The following is an 18894-nucleotide window of genomic DNA, read 5'->3' as shown; positions in this document are numbered from 1 at the left end:
ACGAAGGAAGGACGAGCTCCGAAGGGTTCCGGCCGCGTATGCCGGGCAACACTGGAAAGGGAGCAGGAGAGGGAGCTGTCAAGGGGGGCGGGCTGGGGCCGAAAACTGTTTTTTTGCGCTTGCTTGTGGTACGCTCTTAACTAAGACTATTACACGGAAAGAGGCAGGATGAACCATGGAGGAAAGGGAACGCATCAAGTTAACATCTTACTCGACCAAAGGCGGCTGCGGCTGCAAGATCGGACCGGCGGATCTGTCCCAGGTGCTGCGGCAGCTGCCGCAGGCCGAGCCGAATCCGAATCTGCTCGTCGGCCTAGACACGAGCGACGACGCAGGTGTGTACAAGCTTAGCGACGAGCTGGCGCTCGTGCAGACCGTCGATTTTTTCACTCCGATCGTGGACGACCCGTATTCGTTCGGGCAGGTGGCGGCGGCCAACGCAATCAGCGACATCTACGCGATGGGCGGCAAGCCGCTGACGGTTCTGAACATCGTCGCCTTCCCGATCTCCAAGCTGCCCAAGGAAGTGCTCGCCGAGATTCTGCGCGGTGCGGGAGACAAGGTGAAGGAAGCCGGGGCCACGCTGGTCGGCGGCCACTCGATTGACGATAACGAGCCCAAATTCGGCCTCGCGGTAACCGGCCTCGTCCATCCGGACAAGGTCCGTGCCAACACAGGCGCAAGACCGGGGGACAAGCTGATTCTGACGAAGCCGATCGGCGTGGGCATTCTGACCACCTCGATCAAGAAGGATCAGCTGAGTGAAGAGGAAGTCCGCCGGGTCACCGGCGTCATGGCAGCCTTGAACAAGACGGCGGCCGAGGTAATGGAGCCGTACGATGTCGGCGGCTGTACCGACGTGACGGGCTTCGGACTGCTCGGCCACGCTTCGGAGATGGCCAAGGGCAGCGGCGTCGGCATCCGCATCGACAGCGCGAAGGTGCCGATGCTGCCGCGCGTCCGCGAGCTGGCCGAGGCCGGCTTCGTGCCGGGCGGGACGAAGAACAACTTCGCCCATCTGGAGGGCGCGGTCACGTTTGCGGGTCACATTGACCAGATCGGCCAATGGATGCTGTGCGACGCCGTCACCTCCGGGGGGCTGCTCATCTCGGTCTCCTTCGACCAGTCCGAGCGGCTGCTGGAGGAGCTGGTGGCGGCCGGCGTGGAAGCGGCCCTTATCGGGGAAGCGGTGGCCGAGCATCCGGGACACATCGAGGTCGTCTAACGCAGGCGGTCAGGCTTAAGCAGGAAGAAGAGGTGCACGAACATGTTTCAAGATATTACGATTGACCAGCTGCTCCGCAAACGGGACGAAGGCGAGCTGACGCTCATCGACGTCCGGTCTCCGTCGGAATACGAGGAGATGACGATTCCGGGCAGCATCAATATTCCGTTCTTCACGGACGAGGAGCGGAGCGAGATCGGCACGCTGTACAAGCAGGTCAGCGTCGAGAAGGCGAAGGAGCGGGGACTCGAGATCATCTCGGCCAAGCTGCCCGCCTTTATCAAGTCGTTCCAGGAGCTCGGTGACGTCCCCAAGGTCGTCTATTGCTGGCGCGGCGGCATGAGGAGCCGGACGACGGCGACGCTGTTGTCGCTGATGAGCGTCCATGTCCAGCGGCTGACGGGCGGCATCCGCTCGTACCGGAAGTGGGTTGTGGATACGCTCGACTCGTACCGGATGGAGCAGCGCTGCGTCGTCATCCACGGCTATACGGGCTCCGGCAAGACGCTGCTCTTGCAGCGGCTCGCTGACGAAGGCTACCCCGTCATCGACCTGGAGGGGCTCGCGAACCACAGAGGGTCAATCTTCGGACACGTCGGCCGCGAGCCGAATAACCAGAAAACGTTTGAGTCCTTGCTTCTGATGGATCTGCTGCGTTTGAAGGACTCGCCCTATGTGATCCTCGAGGCCGAGAGCAAGCGGGTGGGCAAGGCATGCCTGCCGCCGTTCCTGGTAGAGGCCAAGAAGAACGGCACGCATTATGTCCTCGAGCTGCCGCGCGCCGAGCGCATCCGCATGATCGTCGAGGATTACCAGCCGGCTGCCCACAAGGAAGCCTGTCTCGATGCGTTCCGCCGCATTCAGCGCCGCATGCATACCCCGATCGCCGCGGAGATCGAGCTGCTGCTCGAACAGGAGCAGTTCGAGGAAGCGGTCGGCCTGCTGCTCGAGCACTATTACGATCCGCGTTACGAGCACGCGGGCAAGCAGTATGAGGGAGTCGTCAAGCATATTCAGGCCGTCGATACGGACGACGCGCTTGCCAAGATAAAGGAGGCGCTCGTCCTGGACGGCTTCGTCCGGACGGAGGAGGCCGGGGCGTCCGTCATCCCCAGCCAGGCGTGAAACGGACGGTAAGCAGTCTAAATTAGCGGTTTGCCGGACGAGCTCTGCCAAACTTTTGGCGGAAGCGAGTGTCAAATTGCGGCGGACGCACCTATACTGTTGGTAAGAACTGGGCGGGTGTCCCGCCCATTCGGAGAATGAGGTGATCGGATGATCTGGCAGGTTAGCTTGGCTGTAATTGCGGTGGCCTTTGCGGTGCTCGTCGGGTTCCTCGTCCGGACGCTGCGGGAGGTCAACCGGTCGCTCGAGAGAAGCCGGGAGGCGCTGGAGCGGCTGGAGAGCGAGGTGACCGCAGTCAGCAGGGAGACGGCGGAGCTGGTGCGCACGGGCGACCGGCTGGCGCGGGACGTGGAGCAGAAGCTCCAGGCGGTGGACCCGCTCTTCCGCTCGGCCCGGCAGACCGGCCAGAGCATCGAGGCAGTGACGACCTCCATCCGGGAGGTGTCCGCCGCGTTCTCCCGGACAGCGGCAAGCGCCGAACGCGCGCTGCGGCAGGAGGAACAGAAGGTCGCCGGCATCGTCGAATGGGCGGCGGTAGGCGCCAAGCTGTGGCAGGTCTGGAAGGAACGGAGCGCCTCTAAGAAGGCGGCTTCGGAGAAGGAAGATACGCAGCAATCCCAAGCCAAGTAAGGAGTGTGTGCGATGGCAGAGCAAAAGAATGGCAAACCCTTTGTAATCGGCGCGGTGGTCGGTGCGGTCATGGGAGCCGCCACGGCGCTCTTGCTCGCCCCCAAGCCGGGCCGCGAGCTGCGCAAGGACATCGCCGATCAGGTGACGACCTTGTCGGACAAAACGCAGGAGATCGCCGGCCAGGTAAGCCAGTCGGCGCATGAGGTGGCGCGGTCGATCGGCTCGCAGACGAGCGACTGGGTCGGCAAGGCCCGGGAGGTTGCCCAGGCCGTCGCTTCCGAAGTGAAGTCGTGGAAAGAAGCGCAGGCCGGGGAGCGGGCGGCCGAAGCGACGGTTTCCTCTCTTTCCGAGGCTTCGTCGGAGCCGGTTCTGTCCGCGGACGAAGCAGCCCCCAAGACGGAAGCCGCCGAAGAGCGGGAGACCGTCGGCGTGAAGTAGCGGGTTCGCCCGCAATTCGCGCCAAACGAATAAAACCTGGTTTCTCCCATCCGTCCGGATGGGGGAAACCAGGTTTTTGCGCGGGAGCTACCATTTGGATGGGTCGATCTTACTTATATCGACGCCCTCCCATATGTTGCGGATGTTCGCTTCCTCGGGCTTGTCGAACAGAAGCCAGGCGGTCGGCAGGTAACGCTCTCCGTATTCGCTCGCCGGCTTGTTCACGATGGTCCCTTCCTTGACCAGAACGGTGGACGAGCCTCCGTCGAGATTGGCTGCCAGAATGGCGCCCCGCTCAAGGAACAGCTGCTGCACGTCGTACAGGGTGGCCCCGATGCTGTGGCCGGGCTGGCGCCCGTCGATGATGGCGAACAGAATGGTTCCGTCGGCGGTCTGCGCCATGCAGGTGCGGGGAGCGATGCCCCAGCCGTCGGCCGGATTCTTGATCTGGCCGACTCCGTTCACGATGAATCGCGGCGAGAAGGTAACCGCCTCGGTGACGCCCATCTGCAGCAGCTCGTTCGGAGAATATTTGCCCGCGATCATCCGCCCGTCCCGGTCGATGCCGACGATATGCAGCGGCGTGGTCTTGGCGGCATCGAGATAATAGATGGTGCCTCCGGACATGACGATGCCGGATGGCTGGAAGCCGTTGCCCATCCATTCGGGATCGATGAAGCCGCCGCCGTTCACGCCGATGAGCGCTCCGGTCCGCTGGACCATTGACGAAACCTTCTCTCCCTTGCCGTATTTGCCGGGTACGCCGATCCGAAGCTTCTTGGGGTCGGAGATCGACAGCAGGTAGCCCTTGTAGCCTTTGCCCTCGATCGGCTCGATCTCGTAGAGAGGCTTCACGACCTCCGGCTTGGGGGGCTCGAGTACGGGCACCTCGACGACCGGGGCTTCGGCATACTGCTCGAACTGTTCGGCGTATGAGTCGACCCGCTTGTCCAGCGCTTCCTGGCCGATCAGGTACTTGGCCCAGTGCCGGTGCTGGGTCGAGATGAGCGTGTCGGCCATCATCGTCTTGAACTGCTGCCCGGATGGCAGCAGAAACAGCCAAATGGCGAATCCGATGCCGACCGCGAACACGATCGTGGCGAGCATGGCGGCGAACCGGAGCAGGCGGCGCCGCTTCCCCTTGGCGCGCCGGGGCCGGGCGGTGGGCGGTGCCTGTGTAACGGTGGAATTAGCCATAACGCTTCCTTTCCTGGAGAATGCTGGATATTACCAGTATAGACGATTCTCCCGCAAAAAGGTTGCATAATCCGCCGCGGCCTTCCGTATTCTCCTGTTTGGGCATCCATGCTTCGCTATCGTCGCAGAGAGGCCGCACGGTCGATTGCCAAAAAACGCATTTGTTGAGTGGAGGAACCTACCATGGCCTGGAAAAAATTCATCCTGGCGAACGCCCTGCAGCTTTCCTTTGCGGTAGCGCTGGTCGCGACGCTCGGAAGCCTGTACCTGTCCGAGGTGCTGCGCTTCGAGCCGTGCAAGCTGTGCTGGTTGCAGCGGATTTTCATGTATCCGCTCGTCGTGCTGCTCGCCGTCGCCACCTTCCGCAAGGATAACAAGGTGTATCTATATGTGCTGCCGCTCGCCGGCATCGGCGGGTTGATCTCGCTCTATCATTACATGATTCAGAAGGTGCCTTACTTTCACGAGAACGCCTCGGCATGCGGGGACGCGTCGTGCGCCTACGACTACCTCGATTACTTCGGCATCATTACCATCCCGCTTCTTGCCTTGACCGCATTCATCCTCATCGGACTGCTGCAGTGGCAGCTGGCGAGAGCCGTGAAGGAATAGGCGGTCGTCCATCTTAGGCCGTCCGCTTACTCGGACTTCGCCAGATAGACCCGCTTTCCTTCCTTGGCGGACCGATAGATGGAGGCGATCATCTCCTGCGTCTTGAACGCCTCGCGGCCGTCGATGAACGGCTTTTCGCCGGTGGCGAGAGACTGGTAGAACGCGCGGATCTGCTTGGAATGGCTGACGCCCCAATAAATTTTGACGCCTTCTCCGTAGTCGATCGTGTCGTTAGGATTTTTGTCCCGTGTGATGACGGTGCCGTCGTTGTAGGTGATGGTCGCGCGGTCGGCCACCATCTTGGCCGTTCCCTTGACGCAGTGAAGCTCGATCTCGACCGGCGCGTCATAGCTGTAATAGTTGATAGCATAGAATCCGGTGAACACGCCGTTCCGGTATTTGACGACGCCTTCGACGCTGTCCTCGACCTCGATACGTTCATGGGCCCGGTTGCCCATCTGTGCGTCTACATACTCAATCTCGTCGCCGACGAACCAGCGGAGCAGATCCATCGTATGGATCGCCTGGTCGATGAGCACGCCACCGCCTTCCTGCGCCCAGGTGCCCTTCCAGTCGCTCTTGCTGTAATAATCGTCCGTTCGCTTCCAGGTGACGGAGCATTTGCCTCCGAGCACCTGCCCGAGGCTGCCGTCCTCCAGCGCGCTCTTGATGAGCTGGGAGCCTGGGTTGTAGCGGTTCTGGAAGATGACGCCGAGTGTGACGCCATTCTCTTCGCACGTCTCGATCATCGCGCGGGCGTCTTCGACCGAGATGCTCATCGGCTTCTCCGTCAGCACATGCTTGCCCGCCTTGGCGGCCGCTATCGTGAGCGGGGCGTGGGTGTTATGAGGGGTGCAGATCTGGACGACGTCGATGTCGGCTTCCTTCAGCATCTGATCATAATCGGTATAATACCTGCAGTTGTACTCCTGTGCCGCCTTCTTTGCGCGGTCCTCCTTGATATCGCATACCGCGACCAGCTCCGCCATTTCGGATAGCCGAACGGAGGTGGCATGCATCGGAAAAATTTTGCCGCAGCCGACGATGGCGGTCTTGAAAGGGGTCATCGCGTATCACTCCTTCTCTACCATTTGCTTATCAATGTTACTATACCCATTTTTTAACCGCCGGCATCCCGGGATGAGAATGGGTACCGATGCTTGACCGCCCGAATCATGGGCGGTTCCGACAAGGGAATGGCGAAGGAATGTCGAATAGAGTAGAGGACTGTAGAGTCTTAACTCTCCCATGAGGTGATAATCAAGATGAAGAAAACCTTGCCGTCCGTCGTTCTGCTCGTCTCGCTCGCGGCCGTAGCGGCCGCTTGCTCCGGCTCCTCCTCGGGCGGTTTGCAATTTGGAGGCAGTCCGTCTCCGTCGGCCGGCGCGTCCTCCCCGGCTGCTACGGCTTCCCCGTCTCCGTCTCCGACGGCTACGCCTTCGCCAACGGCCACGCCGTCCCCATCGGTCAAGCCGACCGAGACGCCCAAGCCTTCGGAGAGCGCCAAGCCTTCCGTCTCACCGTCCAAGGCGCCCCTGGTATCGCCGACGCCCAAGGCGTCCGAGAAGCCGGCGGGCACCGGGACGGAAGCGAGCCGCAAGGCGGTGTCCTGGTATTACATGAAGCAGGGAAAGGGCAAGGTTCCGAATTTCCCGGCGGAGACGAAGCAGTACAAGAAGGGGCAGGCCGTCTGGGTCGGCACGGGCAAAAAGGTCTACCTGACGCTCGACACCGGCGGCGATCTGGGCGATGTCGACAAGATGCTCAAGGTGCTGAAAGACAACGGCGTGCACGCAACATTCTTCGTCGCAGGCTATAATGCCAAAGCCCATCCGGATTTCATCCGGCGTCTCGTGAACGATGGCCATATGGTCGGCAGCCATACGATGTCGCACAAGGACATGACGACCGTCTCGGACGCTGAATTCAAGAAAGAAATGCTCGATTTCGAGAAGACGTACAAGGACATCACAGGGAAGGCCGTTCCGCCTATCTTCCGGTTCCCGTACGGCACATACAGCCTGCATCTGCTGGATCTGACCGCCGAGCTCGGTTACAAGTCGGTGTTCTGGTCGACGGCGATGCGCGACTGGGAGCCTCGGGCGAACGGTCCCGACGACGCCTACAACGACATTATGAACAACCTGCATGACGGCAACATTATTCTGATGCACCAGGGATCCAAGGACAATATCAACGCCCTGGACCGCATTCTCAAGGCGATCAAGAAGGAAGGGTACGAGTTCGGCCTGCTCACGGATTTTGCGGACCGCTAGGAACAGGCAGGCAAGCAGGCCGCCGGAGAAGCCCCCAAGCGGCGATTCTATCCGGCGGCAGGCTATGTCCCCCTTGGTAGCGAAAGACCGTGTGCCTGCCCGTAACGTCTCTCTTGGTCCGCCTAGTCGTCCGCTCGCGCCGCCGGCGCCAGAGACGGGCTCGGTTGACTTAGTACCTTTCGTGTGGCATTCTCATAATCTATACATGAGCAGCAGATGCCCTACTCAAACAGCAAAGGAAGCGTATCATTGTGCAGCATGCCATAGCGATTTTGGATTCCGGCGTAGGCGGCCTGACGGTCGCCAAAGAAGTGATGAGGCAGCTCCCCCGGGAAAAGGTCGTTTACTTCGGGGATACGGCGCGGACGCCATACGGCCCCCGTCCCGCGGAGCAGGTGATTCAGTTCACGCGGCAAATCGTCGATTATCTGCTCCAGTATAAGCCCAAAATGATCGTCATCGCCTGCAACACGGCGACGGCCGTCGCTCTGGAGGATATCCGCTCGCGCGTGTCCGTGCCGGTCGTGGGTGTCATCCATCCGGGCGCACGGGCGGCCATCAAGACGACGCGCAGCGGGCGAGTCGGCGTCATCGGCACCGAAGGCACGATTCGGAGCGGGGCTTATGAGACCGCACTCCGCGAGATTTCGCCGCAGCTTCAGGTAGTCAGCATGGCCTGTCCGAGCTTCGTGCCGATCGTGGAGCAGGGCCGCTACGAGGACGACATCGCGCGGGAAGAGGTAAAGCACGTGCTGCGGCCCTTCCGGGAAGAGCATCTGGATTGCCTCATCCTGGGCTGCACCCATTACCCTTACCTGACCGGCGCGATCCGGGAAGCGATGGGGCCATCGGTAGCGCTGATCAGTTCCGCCGACGAGACGGCCAGAGAGATCAGTACGATTCTGTACCACAACGGCCAGCTGGCGCAGTCGAACCAGGAGCCGGTTCACCAGTTTTTCTGCAGTGGAGATCCGCATCTCTTCCGCTCCATCGCCCAATCGTGGCTGAAGGAAGAGATCCAGGTGACTCCCGTCGTCTGGCGGGTCCCTACGATTTCGTAACGCCTCACGTCGTACGCTCGAACGCCCGGAGCCTCCGGGCGTTTTTCTTTTTGCTAAGTACGTGTAGGAATAAATAGGATTTTGTTGAATATCCGTTTAGCCGCCGGTAGAAGGGGTTAAGAAATGAGCGTGACGGGATGTCACCAACTAACCAAAAGGAGTGTGGATAGAATGGCACGCAACGATGATCAAAAGATGAGCAGAGAAGAAGCTGGCCGCAAAGGCGGACAAGCTACCGCAAAATCCCATGATCGCGAGTTCTACCAAGAAATTGGAAGAAAAGGCGGGGAAGCCACTTCCAACTCCCATGACTCCGACTTCTACCGGGAAATCGGACGCAAGGGCGGGGAAGCGACATCCGATTCGCACGATCGCGAGTTCTATCAGGAAATCGGCCGCAAGGGCGGCGAAGCCCGCGGCGATTCGAATAGCTCCGGCGACGGCAAAATGAGCCGTGAGGAAGCGGGCCGCAAGGGAGCGGAGGCACGCAACCGCAACCGCTAAGCCGCCGCCGTGCCGGCGGGCGACAGCCGTAAGGGGTACCCTGGCTTCGAAGCAGCCGGAGGGCCGGCCGTGCGAAGCGCTTGCCGCTCCAGAGCTTAGAATCTGGCGGGGCTCCTGAACCAAGACGCCTGCCCGGCGGGGCACCGGGGCGAGAGCCGGTCGCCGGCCCGTCCCATAAGAAAGGGCTATCCCTTCCGTCATCATGGATGAACAGGGGATAGCCTTTCTTTGTGTGCGCCGGAAGTTCGCAGCCCGCTGCGTATCCGCGGGAAGCCCAAAACCCTCTGCGCGGTATGGCGCAGAGGGTTTTGCCTGGGAACACTAGCCGATCGCTTCTCTCGATGGTCCTATAACGAGGAACGGTAGATCGCCAGCACATCGTCCCGCTCGAGCGGCCGAAAACGGCCTCTCGGCCCGTTGGCGACGACCTTGTCGGCCATCACGCCGAGCTTGGAATCGTCGATGTCGTAGTCCGCGAGGCGGCTCGGCGCCCCGATCGAATTCCAGAACGCGCGGAGGGCGGCAATGCCTTCCTCTGCGGCCTCGAGATCCGCTTTGCCAGCCGGATCGACGCCGAAGACGTGAACGCCCAGCTGCTTGAACCGCGCCGGATTGTCGCGGACGACGTGCTTCATCCAGTTCGGAAACAGGATGGCGAGACCGCCGCCATGCGGAATGTCGTACACCGCGGAGATGGCGTGCTCCAGATCGTGCGTCGCCCAATCGCCGGGCGTACCCATCGACAGGTAGCCATTCAGCGCGATAGTCCCCGCATACATCAGCGTCTCGCGCGCCTCGTAATCGTCCGGCCGCTCGAGGGCGACCGGCGCGGTTTGGAGGATCGCGCGCAGCAGCGCTTCGCAGAATCCGTCCTGGATCGGAGTATCCGTCCGGTGATGGAAGTACTGTTCAAAAATATGCGACATCATATCCACGATACCGTAGACCGTCTGTTCCCGCGGCAGCGTGAACGTATGCTCGGGATCGAGGATCGAGAAGCGCGGATAGACGAGCGGGCTCCCCCAGCCATGCTTCTCGTTAAGCTCCCAATTCGTGATGACCGAGCCCGCGTTCATCTCCGAGCCCGTCGCCGCCAGCGTCAGAACCGTGCCGAACGGCAGGGCGTCCTTGACAGCAGCCTTCTTGGTGACGACGTCCCAGAAGTCGCCGTCGAACTTGGCGGCTGCGGCGATCGCCTTGGTGCAGTCGATCGTACTGCCGCCTCCGACCGCAAGCAGCAGGTCGATGTTATGCTCCCGGCACAGCGCCGCGCCTCGATTGACCGTGCTGAGGCGCGGATTCGGCTCCACGCCGCCGAGCTCGACCACCTCGGCCCCCGCTTCCTTGAGCAGGGCGAGCGTCCGGTCGTACAGGCCGGTCCGCTTGATGCTGCCGCCTCCATAGACGAGCAGCACCTTGCGGCCGTATCGCGGCACTTCCTGCACCAGCTGCTCCAGCTGGCCTTTGCCGAAGATCAGTTTGGTCGGGTTCTGATAGATAAAGGGATTCACTTGCCGTCACTCTCTTTCTTTATAACGGTAGGTTTGCCGGCCCGGCCGGACTTCCGGCCATTCAGTCGACGGCGCGGACCTCCACCTCTATGTTGCCCCGCGTCGCTTTGGAATACGGACACACCTGGTGGGCCGCATCCGCCAGTTCCTGCACCCGCTCCCGCTCCATGCCTGGGATACGGACGTCGATCCGGGCTGCCAGCTGGAATCCGCCCTCGGCGTCCTTGCCGAGCGTTACATGGGCGGTTACCTCCGCTTGGTCGGCATCGACCTTTTGCTGCTTGGCTATCAGTTGGAGCGCGCTTCCGAAGCACGCCGAATACCCGCAGGCGAACAGCTGCTCCGGGTTCGTGCCTTCTCCGCCTTCCCCCTGCATCTCCTTTGGTGTCGTCAGCTGGAACGACAGCTTGCCGTCATCCGTTTTAACCGTACCCGTGCGGCCGCCGACAGCCGTTGCCGTCGCCGTATACAGCTTGTCCATTCTCGTCCCTCTCCTTTCGGTTACGCCCCATAGATCAGCCTGCAGGCCGCCAATGGAGCCTACCTCTTCCTTTACCCAAAAGAGGACCGTTCTACTCGCGTTGGCCGGAGCAAGAGCTTCGCCCGCGGACATTGCCACCGGGGTGTTCACATTCGGCAAGTAGACTTGAGGCGGCTTCCTGCCGAGAGCCTGCCTCTAGCGAGAGCCTGCCTCCCTGCCGGCGGCAGGCTCCCCATGCCCTCGCAGCTTCAACGGCGAATCGTAACCCGGGTGCCGACCGGTACCTGCTTCTGCAGCTGGAGAACGTCCTGGTTGTACATGCGAATGCAGCCGTGCGAAACCGGGCCGCCAATGGAGCCGGGGTTGTTCGTTCCGTGAATGCCGTAATGCGGGCGCGACAATCCCATCCAGAACGCGCCGAACGGTCCGCCGGGATTCGGCTGCTTGTTTATGATCGTATACTCGCCAACCGGGGTTTGGGTAAGCGCGGTGCCGATCCCGATCGGGTAGGCGTGGATGACTTTGCCACCGTCGAGCAGATAGAGGCGCCGTTCGGACAGATCGACGATGATGCGGCGTGCGGGCATGGACCTTCCTCCTGACCGCCGCCCCTTCGCGGGCGGCTCTATGGCGCCAGCATATGCGCCAGGTGGGCAGATGGTGCGGAGTAAGGTAAGCGGCAAGTCATCGTGCTGTGAGTGCCGTCCGAGGGGCACTGCCGGGCAGACGGTCACGAGGATGTCGTCGATTGCCCAAGCAAGCACAGGTACCAAGACGGGGTCGGATGAGCAGCCCGGTTAAGACCGCGGGACGGTAATCATCTGATAGACGGCGCGTCTGTCGCCGGGCAGCGCCACCCCCGCTGCCTTCAGCTGCGAGGAGCCATCGCCGTCCAGGAAGACGCCGTCGACAATGCGGTCCCGCCCGACCGTCTCGCGCACCGCCTCGCGGAAGACGGCGACGGTGCAGGGGGTCGGGCTGACGAGCAGCCAGACGCGGTTGTCCCGGTCGTAGGCGACGGCGGACCGCATCCGCTTCTCGTCCATGGCGGGCATTTCCTCGGCTTCGGCGATCCGTTCCCAGCCTTCGCTGCGGCCGAGGCTCATGCTGACGCCGCCCTGCGCCCAATAGTTGGAGCGGTCGGTCACCTGCAGGAGACCCGCGTCGTCCACGACCTGGACGGAGAACGTCCGCGTCCGGCCGTCCCAGACGAGAGTGCCGCGAGGGCGGTCGATATTGTACCAGCCCGAGCCGTAATCGCCGGGATTGCCTTTGACCGGGTGGTCGTTCTTCACGGCGATGCTGAGCAGGTATCCCTGCCAGAAAAACCCTCCGTTGATGCCGTCCTCCGCCATCTTGGTCACGTTTCCCTCAATCGCCTTCAGGCCGATCGCGTCGGGCGTCGTCCTCAGGACGTGCATCGTGACGGGCCCGGCGGCGTTCACTTTGGTGTATGTATACGGCCGAGGGGAGGAGCGTAGCGCCATCATCAGCGCCAGGGTGCAGGCGAAGCTGGCCAGACAGACGAGGAGCAGGAGGTAGGGCAGCTTGCCCCCAGGGGATCGGGAGAGGATACGATTCATGGCTTCCTCCGTTCTCTTGGCTTCCCATTCATTCCCAATTCCTCGCATGCCCTCCAGATTCCTGCTCGACTTGGGGCGGGTGAACAAGAATAAGCCGTTCGTCCCAGCGTGAGGCCCGCAGCGTTCGACTGTGGGTGCGGAGCTGGTCCGCGGACCAGCTCGAACGATCGGCGGAAGCCGGGAGGCGTGCCGAATAAACGCACATCGGGGCGCATATACATGGAGAACCATTTTTTGATTAGCGGACGGCGCCGAGGTGTATATAGGGGGAAGAAGACCGATACTGAGAGAAGAGGGTGAAGCATCGCGAGGAGGGGACTTCATGAGTAAGCTTCTTTCGCTCAAGCATTGGGTCCATGTCTTCAAACGGGTAGGCCGGCTGCTGGTATCGAGCCGCGTGCCGATGAAGGAGAAACTGCTGTTCGTCGTGCCGGCAGCGCTGTACTGGGTACTTCCGGACGTGATTCCCTTCCTGCCGATCGACGATATCGCGGTCACCATGCTGCTCGCCAATTGGTTCGCCACCCGGTTCGAGAAGAAATATCGCCTGTAGCGGAAAGGTGGATGTCTGTGGAAACGGTACCCTATTCGGACAATGGAAGCGTGTTTCGCGAGCGAGCGGTCTCTTGGGAGGGGACGGCGTGCGAACTGTCTCTGGCAGGCCGCATCCCGCTTGCAGACCTGCTCGAAGCGCGCAAGGCGTTGGAGGTGACGCAGGCCGCTCTGGCGGCGGCTCGGCGGTCGGAGGAAGATCTGCGGGCGATGGAGCGGGCGCTCGCCGCCATGGCGCAGTCGATCGGCAACGGCGAGGAGGGCGAGGAGGCGGATGCCGCGTTCCATCTCGCGCTGTCCACGGCGAGCCGCAACGCCATGCTGGCCGATCTGCTCCAGACAGTGCTCGACCGGATCGAGCTCGTCTCGGAGCATGCGCGCGCAACCCGCATCTTCTGCGACACGGCCGTCTCGGAGCAGCTGCTCGGCGAGCACCAGGCGATCTACCGGGCCATCCGGCGCCAGGATGCGGCCGAGGCGCAGGAGAAGATGAAGCTGCATCTGTTCCACGTCGGGCGGCTGCTGCTGCGGTTCGCAGCCCTGCCGCAGGCGGGCCGGTGCTGACGCTAATCCTCGAATAGATGGCGGAAGAACGAATCCGGCCGCTCCAGGAAACGCCGCGTGATGGTATACGCAGGCGTTTCTTCGTATGTCAGCTCGCGGACCGGAGGCTCGTCGAACGACAGGATGCGAGCTCCCGGGAAGCCGAGCAGAATCGGCGAGTGGGTGGCGATGACGAACTGGCTGTCCCGCGACCGGTCGTGCAGCATGCTGAGGAAGGCAAGCTGGCGGGCGGGCGAGAGGGCGGCCTCGGGCTCGTCAAGCAGGTAGAGGCCCGGCTCGGTGAACCGGTTGACGAACAGGCTGAGGAACGATTCACCGTGCGACTGTTCATGCAGCGACCGGCCCCCGTAAGCGCCGTAGGCGATGGCAGCCCCGTCCTCCTCGGCGAGCACGTCGAGATGGGAGGCGAACTGGTAGAACGTCTCTGCGCGTAGAAAAAAACCGCGGCCCGTCCGGGGCATCCAGGACAGCCGCAGGTGCCGGCCGAGGGAGGAGCCGGACGCGTGAACCTCGAACCGGTTGTTGCGCCCGCCCCCGGCGGTGTTGAAGTCGCATTGGTCGGCGATGCCCTCGAGAAGCGTTGATTTGCCCGAGCCGTTCTCGCCTACGAGGAACGTCACGGGGGTGGTGAAGCGTAGCTCAGGCAGCCTGCGGATGGACGGAATGGAGAACGGGTAACCGCTCGGATCTTCCTCTCCGGCGGACGGCAGCAGGGAGACGGATCTGAGAAACATGGAGCGGCCTCCTTCCTAACGCGGTCTGTTATATTCTCCCTCCGGCAGGCGGATCCAGCGCTTCAGATAGCCTTCGTTCATGAGCGCTTTGATTGTGATGATCAGAATCGGCGAGATAATAAGACCGGCGACCCCGAACAGGGAGAGCGAGATAATCATGAACGACAGCATCGTAAACGCCGAGACGCCGAGCGAATCGCCGGTAATCTTGGGCTCGAGAATCTGGCGGGCGATCAGTACGACTGCCAGCAGTACGGATAGAGAGACGGCGAGCTTGATGTTGCCAACGATGAACAGGTAGATGATCCACGGCGCGAAGACGGTCGTGACACCGAGCAGCGGCAATAGATCGAAGACGCCGGACAGCAGGGCGATCGAGAACGCATTGTTGACCCGCAGAATCAGCAGAGCGGCGAAAATGACGACGAAGGTGATCGACACCAGCTTCAGCTGGGCCTTCAGGTAGCCCGCGATGCCGGCGACGACGTTCACGCGCAGGAACTGGAACACCTTTTTGAACGTCTCCGGCGTATTGCGCCGCGCGAGCTTCTTCCAATCGGCGATCTCCAGGCTAAGAAAGAACGCCAGGATCAGCCCCACGACGACGTTCAGCATGAACGACGAGAAGGACGAGAGGCTGTGGAACAGCCCGGTCAGGAACCAGGTGACGAACTGGGAGCCTTTGGCAATGATAGCCGAGGTCCATTCCTTCGCTCTCTCGGTCAGATCCGGCGGAAGCGCCTCGATCTTGCCCTGCCAGTAGTCGGCGTTCTGCAGAATCTTCTCCTGCAGAATCAGCTGGTAGGCGGGAATTTTCTGAGCCAGGTTGTAGATTTGGCTCGTGAAGATGGCGCCGAGCCCGACGAGGACGCCGACGGCGACCGTGATGAACAGCAGCGTCGAGATCGTAGCAGCGATAGGCTTGGGGAGGCCCCGCTTGTTCAGGAACTTGGCGAGCGGCTCGATGCACAGGAAGATGACCAGGCCGTAGAAGATCGGCGCCGCGATCGAGTAGAGAAAGCTGAACAAGAGCATGAAGACGTACACGGTAAAGACAATCAGGGCAATGTCTAGGATGGTTTTGTAGTAGCGTTTCCAAAAAGCGAGCATGCCGGGGTCACCTCATCCAAAAATAATCACGAAGGGACAGCTACTTGCTATCATAGCGGAAACGGGAGGCAGACGCCAGCATGGCGCGGGGGTTCGTATCCGCTGTTTGTTGCGCATTCCGGGAGCTTCCGATACAATGGACGGATAGACCTTTCACTTAAGGAGAGAGACACGATGCAATGCAAAATCACCCGTAACGCGGCCAAAGTCATTCAGCGCGAATTGGATAAAGAAGAGAATAAGGAGCTTATGCTGCGCGTGCTCGTCACCCACAGCCATGGCGACCATGCCCATTACGGCCTCGATCTGGACAAGCCCGGCGAGAACGACGAAGTAATCGAGACGGACAAGGGCATCAGCGTCCTGCTCGATAAGAACGAGCCGCTTCTGGACGGTGTGAAGATCGACTACCTGTACCTGCCGGAGGAAGGCTTCGTCATCACCAATCCGAGCAAGGGCAACCACGGCGACCACTAGGCCGTCCGCGATCGGAGTCAGCCATCATGGGGAAGAACGATATTCGAATTTGCAACAAGTGCACGCATACCCAGGTCAAAACGCTGGTGCCCAAGCTGCAGAAGCTGGCCCCGCACGATGAGATCAAGGTGGCCTGCAAGTCCTATTGCGGTCCCTGCAAGCGTTCCGCCTTCATCTTCGTCAACGGCCGGTATCTCACCGGGACCACCGAGGACGAAGCGCTGGACAAGGCGAAGAAATATATCAAGGCGTAAAGGACCGCGTCCGCGGTCTTTTTTTGATGCCGTGCATTCGGAAATGAAGGAGTCTTGCTGTTTTGAATCGGCTGCAATCGTTTTACCGGAGTTATCATCCAATCGTCCATACACTGCTGGCGGGAACGGTCATGGCGCGCGCCGCTTCGTCGATGAGCATGCCGTTCCTCGCGCTCTACCTGGCCCGGACGACAGACATGAGCCCGTTCCTGATCGGCGTCGTCATCGGCCTCGGCTCGCTTGCCGGCACGTTCGGGGGCTTTATCGGCGGGACGCTGTCCGACCGGGTGGGCCGCCGCCTGGTCATGCTGACCGCGCTGTATGTGTGGGGCTTTGTGTTCCTCGGCTTCGGCACGGCGGGCAGTCCGCTGCTGTTCCTGCTGCTGAACATGGCGAACGGCCTCTGCCGGTCGTTCTACGAGCCCGTCTCCCAGGCGCTGATGGCCGACCTTACCCCTGCGGACAAGCGGTTCCGCGTCTTCTCGCTCCGGTATCTGGCTATTAATATCGGGGTGGCCGTCGGCCCGCTGCTCGGGGCTTATTTGGGGACCGTATCAGGAGGGCTGCCCTTCCTGCTGACGGGTGGCGTTTATCTACTGTACGCTCTCCTGCTGCAGCGGCTGCTGAACCGGTTCGGCATCCGGCGCATCGAGGGGGAGAAGAAGCAGCCGCTTACGTTCGGCGCCGCGTGGGCCGTCATTCGCCGGGACTCCGCCTTCCGTTTGTTCCTCGGAGGCGGAATGCTAGCGGCCGTGGGCTATTCCCAGATGACGGTTACGCTGTCGCAGTATTTGGAAGGCCTGATGCTGGAGGAAGGAGTGAAGCTGTTCGCCTGGATGATGAGCGTGAACGCGATCACCGTCGTCGTCTGCCAGGTGCCACTCGTCAGCTGGCTGGAGAAGCGGTCGCCGCTCTTCGCCATCGCCTGCGGCAGTGTCCTGTTCGCGCTCGGCGATCTCGGCTTTGCGTATTCTACCGGCACAACGGCCTTTCTCGTCTCGATGGTTGTCTTCTCGCTTGGCGAAATTCTCAGCTTCCCGGCGGGTAATTTGCTCATCGACCGTATTGCCCCGAGAGAAATGCGGGGCACCTATTACGGCGCTCAATCGTTCCAGAATTTTGGCCATTTCGTCGGGCCATGGCTTGGCGGTCTGCTGCTGACGGAATTCGGCGGGCATACGATGTTCCTCATCATGGCTGTCTTCACGCTTCTCTCGATCTGGTTCTACCGGGCAGGCGAGCTCTCGGCCGGAGGCAGAGCGAAGGCTCGGGAGACGGGAGCGGGGGAGGCCGGTTGAAGCAAACAGGTCTGCCGCCGCTATGCGGGCTAGCTAAGCGACGCGCCGGAGAAGCTCCGCGTGCCGCGTCGGCACGTTCGCTCCGTACAGCCTCAGCACAGCACAAAGCCGTCCGCCGGCGGATGCCGGACGGACGGCTTTGCTGCGTGCTGGGGAAGGCGCAGGCGCTGGCTACCCGCTCTCGCCCGGGATGAGCGGGGCGGGAACCGGCACGTCGGCCGCCGTCTCCGCGGCTGGCGCGGTCTGCGGGGGGGCGGAGGCGGGGCCTCTGCGCTGGGCGGACAGGTAAGCGGGCCGACCCTCGCCTGCCGGCACCTGCTGCTTCAGCACATGCTGGCGCAGAAAGGGGAGCACCTGCTCCCAGAAGCGGGAGTCGGTCTCCGAGCTGCTGTGCCCCTCGCTGCTCACGAACAGATGGGCGAGCCCGGGCCGCTCCGCTCCGGCCACCAGATAGTCGAGCTCGCTCGAAGGGATGAACATGTCGCCCGTGGAATGCACGAGCAGGACGGGTGTCCGGGAGGAGCGGACGGCCGCGACGACGTCCAGCTCATGCAGGTTGCGCCTTGTAATGCCGCTGCGCAGGTAGACGACTCGGGGAATAACCGAGGACAGCGGGAAGGCGGGCATTCTCCGCCGCTTCAGCTCGGCGCGGACGACGGTATCGAGTTGAACCGGCATGGAGTCCGTGACCACCGCCTGGACCGGAGCCTGCTTGCCGAGTGCGAGCAGGCTGCCGTAGCCGCCCATCGAATGGCCGAGCAGGCCGATCCGCTCGGGATCGACATCCTCGCGGGAGCGGGCGTAAGCGATAGCTGCAAGCACGTCGTCACGGAACGTGAGGCCGGTCGGCGTCGGATGTTCGTCGCTGTCCCCATGGCTTCGCGCGTCGAAGAGCAGGAGCGCGTATCCTTCGTTATACAGCCGGTCCGTATACCGCAGCACCCGCGACTTGTTCGAGCCCCAGCCGTGAACGACGATCATGAGCGGATGCCTGGCGCCCTCGCCGGATGCGGATCCAGTCTTGGGCGGGACGAACCAGCCCTTGAGCGTGGCGCCGCCGCTTGGGAACGAGACGGCTTCGTAAGGCTCCGGGGGCAGCCCGATCATGGGCCGGCGCATCGGCGTTTGGCTCTTGACCGTGATCTTCCAGACGACCGCCGCGCCGGCGGCAACCGCGGCCGCGCCGGCCGCCCCTATCCATCCCGCAAGTTTCCAACCCGACATCGGATCCCCCTCTTTTCTCGTTTCGTTCTGCCCTTCGT

22 protein-coding genes are annotated in these 18894 nt (G+C 62.0%); 13 read left to right on the top strand and 9 right to left on the bottom strand.

Features of this window, described 5'->3' with window-relative positions; all coding sequences use genetic code 11:
- Positions 1 to 175: 175 nt before the first annotated feature.
- From selD to KJS47_RS06710, 4 genes are all read left to right on the top strand, one after another.
- Positions 176 to 1225: a selenide, water dikinase SelD gene (gene selD, locus KJS47_RS06725; protein ID WP_213523860.1), complete on the top strand. Its 1050-nt coding sequence runs from the start codon at positions 176 to 178 to the stop codon at positions 1223 to 1225.
- 42 nt (positions 1226 to 1267) lie between these two features.
- Entirely contained in the window at positions 1268 to 2350 is a 1083-nt protein-coding gene (gene mnmH / locus KJS47_RS06720; protein WP_213523859.1) for a tRNA 2-selenouridine(34) synthase MnmH, read from the top strand.
- 150 nt (positions 2351 to 2500) lie between these two features.
- Positions 2501 to 2980 carry a DUF948 domain-containing protein gene (locus KJS47_RS06715; RefSeq protein ID WP_213523858.1) on the top strand — a complete coding sequence of 160 codons (480 nt, stop codon included), beginning with the start codon at positions 2501 to 2503 and terminating at the stop codon, positions 2978 to 2980.
- Between the two features lie 12 nt (positions 2981 to 2992).
- Positions 2993 to 3418: a YtxH domain-containing protein gene (locus tag KJS47_RS06710; RefSeq protein WP_213523857.1), complete on the top strand. Its 426-nt coding sequence runs from the start codon at positions 2993 to 2995 to the stop codon at positions 3416 to 3418.
- 87 nt (positions 3419 to 3505) lie between these two features.
- Here the strand turns inward: KJS47_RS06710 and KJS47_RS06705 are convergent, their stop codons facing one another.
- A complete protein-coding gene (locus tag KJS47_RS06705; protein WP_213523856.1) occupies positions 3506 to 4615 on the bottom strand; it encodes a phosphodiester glycosidase family protein in 1110 nt (369 codons plus the stop codon).
- Positions 4616 to 4798: 183 nt separating this feature from the next.
- On the opposite strand from KJS47_RS06705, the gene KJS47_RS06700 reads away from it, so the two are divergent.
- Positions 4799 to 5227 carry a disulfide oxidoreductase gene (locus KJS47_RS06700; RefSeq protein WP_213523855.1) on the top strand — a complete coding sequence of 143 codons (429 nt, stop codon included), beginning with the start codon at positions 4799 to 4801 and terminating at the stop codon, positions 5225 to 5227.
- A 26-nt stretch (positions 5228 to 5253) separates the two neighbouring features.
- Here the strand turns inward: KJS47_RS06700 and KJS47_RS06695 are convergent, their stop codons facing one another.
- A complete protein-coding gene (locus KJS47_RS06695; protein ID WP_213523853.1) occupies positions 5254 to 6294 on the bottom strand; it encodes a Gfo/Idh/MocA family protein in 1041 nt (346 codons plus the stop codon).
- A 198-nt stretch (positions 6295 to 6492) separates the two neighbouring features.
- Here KJS47_RS06695 and KJS47_RS06690 point away from each other — a divergent pair, with 198 nt between their 5' ends.
- The 3 genes from KJS47_RS06690 (at position 6493) to KJS47_RS06680 (ending at position 9068) form a co-directional block, all read left to right on the top strand.
- Positions 6493 to 7503, top strand: coding sequence for a polysaccharide deacetylase family protein (locus KJS47_RS06690; RefSeq protein WP_213523851.1), 1011 nt, complete (start codon positions 6493 to 6495; stop codon positions 7501 to 7503).
- Between the two features lie 251 nt (positions 7504 to 7754).
- Positions 7755 to 8564, top strand: a complete 810-nt coding sequence (racE, locus tag KJS47_RS06685; RefSeq protein WP_213523849.1) for a glutamate racemase — start codon at positions 7755 to 7757, stop codon at positions 8562 to 8564.
- Between the two features lie 171 nt (positions 8565 to 8735).
- Entirely contained in the window at positions 8736 to 9068 is a 333-nt protein-coding gene (locus tag KJS47_RS06680; protein ID WP_213523847.1) for a KGG domain-containing protein, read from the top strand.
- Between the two features lie 347 nt (positions 9069 to 9415).
- Here the strand turns inward: KJS47_RS06680 and KJS47_RS06675 are convergent, their stop codons facing one another.
- The 4 genes from KJS47_RS06675 to KJS47_RS06660 form a co-directional block, all read right to left on the bottom strand.
- Positions 9416 to 10579: an iron-containing alcohol dehydrogenase gene (locus KJS47_RS06675; RefSeq protein ID WP_213523846.1), complete on the bottom strand. Its 1164-nt coding sequence runs from the start codon at positions 10577 to 10579 to the stop codon at positions 9416 to 9418.
- Between the two features lie 61 nt (positions 10580 to 10640).
- Positions 10641 to 11060: an organic hydroperoxide resistance protein gene (locus tag KJS47_RS06670; protein ID WP_213523845.1), complete on the bottom strand. Its 420-nt coding sequence runs from the start codon at positions 11058 to 11060 to the stop codon at positions 10641 to 10643.
- A gap of 248 nt (positions 11061 to 11308) precedes the next feature.
- Positions 11309 to 11647: a L,D-transpeptidase gene (locus tag KJS47_RS06665; protein ID WP_213523844.1), complete on the bottom strand. Its 339-nt coding sequence runs from the start codon at positions 11645 to 11647 to the stop codon at positions 11309 to 11311.
- A gap of 210 nt (positions 11648 to 11857) precedes the next feature.
- Positions 11858 to 12643, bottom strand: coding sequence for a hypothetical protein (locus KJS47_RS06660; RefSeq protein WP_213523843.1), 786 nt, complete (start codon positions 12641 to 12643; stop codon positions 11858 to 11860).
- Positions 12644 to 12965: 322 nt separating this feature from the next.
- Between KJS47_RS06660 and KJS47_RS06655 the strand changes: the two genes are divergently transcribed.
- Both KJS47_RS06655 and KJS47_RS06650 read left to right on the top strand, forming a co-directional pair.
- Complete coding sequence (locus KJS47_RS06655; RefSeq protein ID WP_213523842.1) at positions 12966 to 13196, top strand: hypothetical protein; 231 nt, start codon at positions 12966 to 12968, stop codon at positions 13194 to 13196.
- Between the two features lie 17 nt (positions 13197 to 13213).
- A complete protein-coding gene (locus KJS47_RS06650; protein ID WP_213523841.1) occupies positions 13214 to 13759 on the top strand; it encodes a FadR/GntR family transcriptional regulator in 546 nt (181 codons plus the stop codon).
- A gap of 2 nt (positions 13760 to 13761) precedes the next feature.
- Here KJS47_RS06650 and KJS47_RS06645 read toward each other — a convergent pair whose 3' ends face one another.
- A complete protein-coding gene (locus tag KJS47_RS06645) occupies positions 13762 to 14493 on the bottom strand; it encodes an AAA family ATPase (RefSeq protein WP_213523840.1) in 732 nt (243 codons plus the stop codon).
- Positions 14494 to 14508: 15 nt separating this feature from the next.
- Complete coding sequence (ytvI, locus tag KJS47_RS06640) at positions 14509 to 15603, bottom strand: sporulation integral membrane protein YtvI (RefSeq protein WP_213523839.1); 1095 nt, start codon at positions 15601 to 15603, stop codon at positions 14509 to 14511.
- Positions 15604 to 15777: 174 nt separating this feature from the next.
- Here ytvI and KJS47_RS06635 point away from each other — a divergent pair, with 174 nt between their 5' ends.
- The 3 genes from KJS47_RS06635 to KJS47_RS06625 all read left to right on the top strand — a co-directional run bounded on the left by KJS47_RS06635 (position 15778) and on the right by KJS47_RS06625 (position 17632).
- Positions 15778 to 16080, top strand: coding sequence for a HesB/IscA family protein (locus KJS47_RS06635; RefSeq protein ID WP_213523838.1), 303 nt, complete (start codon positions 15778 to 15780; stop codon positions 16078 to 16080).
- Positions 16081 to 16106: 26 nt separating this feature from the next.
- Positions 16107 to 16334 (top strand): YuzB family protein, encoded by a 228-nt coding sequence (locus KJS47_RS06630; protein WP_213523837.1) that lies wholly within the window; start codon positions 16107 to 16109, stop codon positions 16332 to 16334.
- Positions 16335 to 16396: 62 nt separating this feature from the next.
- Positions 16397 to 17632, top strand: coding sequence for an MDR family MFS transporter (locus KJS47_RS06625; protein ID WP_249716147.1), 1236 nt, complete (start codon positions 16397 to 16399; stop codon positions 17630 to 17632).
- 171 nt (positions 17633 to 17803) lie between these two features.
- Here the strand turns inward: KJS47_RS06625 and KJS47_RS06620 are convergent, their stop codons facing one another.
- Positions 17804 to 18856: an alpha/beta hydrolase gene (locus KJS47_RS06620; RefSeq protein ID WP_213523836.1), complete on the bottom strand. Its 1053-nt coding sequence runs from the start codon at positions 18854 to 18856 to the stop codon at positions 17804 to 17806.
- Positions 18857 to 18894: the final 38 nt, after the last annotated feature.

Origin of the sequence: Paenibacillus sp. J31TS4, assembly GCF_018403265.1 — a bacterium.
Taxonomy (GTDB): Bacteria; Bacillota; Bacilli; order Paenibacillales; family NBRC-103111; genus J31TS4.
The sequence above is the reverse complement of the archived record's forward strand: the minus strand, read 5'-3'. Positions and strand labels throughout refer to the sequence as shown.

Bases quoted from the DNA above. Each gene is read 5' to 3' on its own strand.
- ytvI (WP_213523839.1), bottom strand. From the start codon at position 15,603: ATGCTCGCTTTTTGGAAACGCTACTACAAAACCATCCTAGACATTGCC.
- KJS47_RS06645 (WP_213523840.1), bottom strand. From the start codon at position 14,493: ATGTTTCTCAGATCCGTCTCCCTGCTGCCGTCCGCCGGAGAGGAAGAT.
- KJS47_RS06710 (WP_213523857.1), top strand. From the start codon at position 2,993: ATGGCAGAGCAAAAGAATGGCAAACCCTTTGTAATCGGCGCGGTGGTC.
- KJS47_RS06670 (WP_213523845.1), bottom strand. From the start codon at position 11,060: ATGGACAAGCTGTATACGGCGACGGCAACGGCTGTCGGCGGCCGCACG.
- mnmH (WP_213523859.1), top strand. From the start codon at position 1,268: ATGTTTCAAGATATTACGATTGACCAGCTGCTCCGCAAACGGGACGAA.
- KJS47_RS06630 (WP_213523837.1), top strand. From the start codon at position 16,107: ATGGGGAAGAACGATATTCGAATTTGCAACAAGTGCACGCATACCCAG.
- KJS47_RS06700 (WP_213523855.1), top strand. From the start codon at position 4,799: ATGGCCTGGAAAAAATTCATCCTGGCGAACGCCCTGCAGCTTTCCTTT.
- KJS47_RS06695 (WP_213523853.1), bottom strand. From the start codon at position 6,294: ATGACCCCTTTCAAGACCGCCATCGTCGGCTGCGGCAAAATTTTTCCG.
- KJS47_RS06665 (WP_213523844.1), bottom strand. From the start codon at position 11,647: ATGCCCGCACGCCGCATCATCGTCGATCTGTCCGAACGGCGCCTCTAT.
- KJS47_RS06680 (WP_213523847.1), top strand. From the start codon at position 8,736: ATGGCACGCAACGATGATCAAAAGATGAGCAGAGAAGAAGCTGGCCGC.
- KJS47_RS06635 (WP_213523838.1), top strand. From the start codon at position 15,778: ATGCAATGCAAAATCACCCGTAACGCGGCCAAAGTCATTCAGCGCGAA.
- selD (WP_213523860.1), top strand. From the start codon at position 176: ATGGAGGAAAGGGAACGCATCAAGTTAACATCTTACTCGACCAAAGGC.
- KJS47_RS06655 (WP_213523842.1), top strand. From the start codon at position 12,966: ATGAGTAAGCTTCTTTCGCTCAAGCATTGGGTCCATGTCTTCAAACGG.
- KJS47_RS06690 (WP_213523851.1), top strand. From the start codon at position 6,493: ATGAAGAAAACCTTGCCGTCCGTCGTTCTGCTCGTCTCGCTCGCGGCC.
- KJS47_RS06715 (WP_213523858.1), top strand. From the start codon at position 2,501: ATGATCTGGCAGGTTAGCTTGGCTGTAATTGCGGTGGCCTTTGCGGTG.
- KJS47_RS06705 (WP_213523856.1), bottom strand. From the start codon at position 4,615: ATGGCTAATTCCACCGTTACACAGGCACCGCCCACCGCCCGGCCCCGG.
- KJS47_RS06660 (WP_213523843.1), bottom strand. From the start codon at position 12,643: ATGAATCGTATCCTCTCCCGATCCCCTGGGGGCAAGCTGCCCTACCTC.
- KJS47_RS06620 (WP_213523836.1), bottom strand. From the start codon at position 18,856: ATGTCGGGTTGGAAACTTGCGGGATGGATAGGGGCGGCCGGCGCGGCC.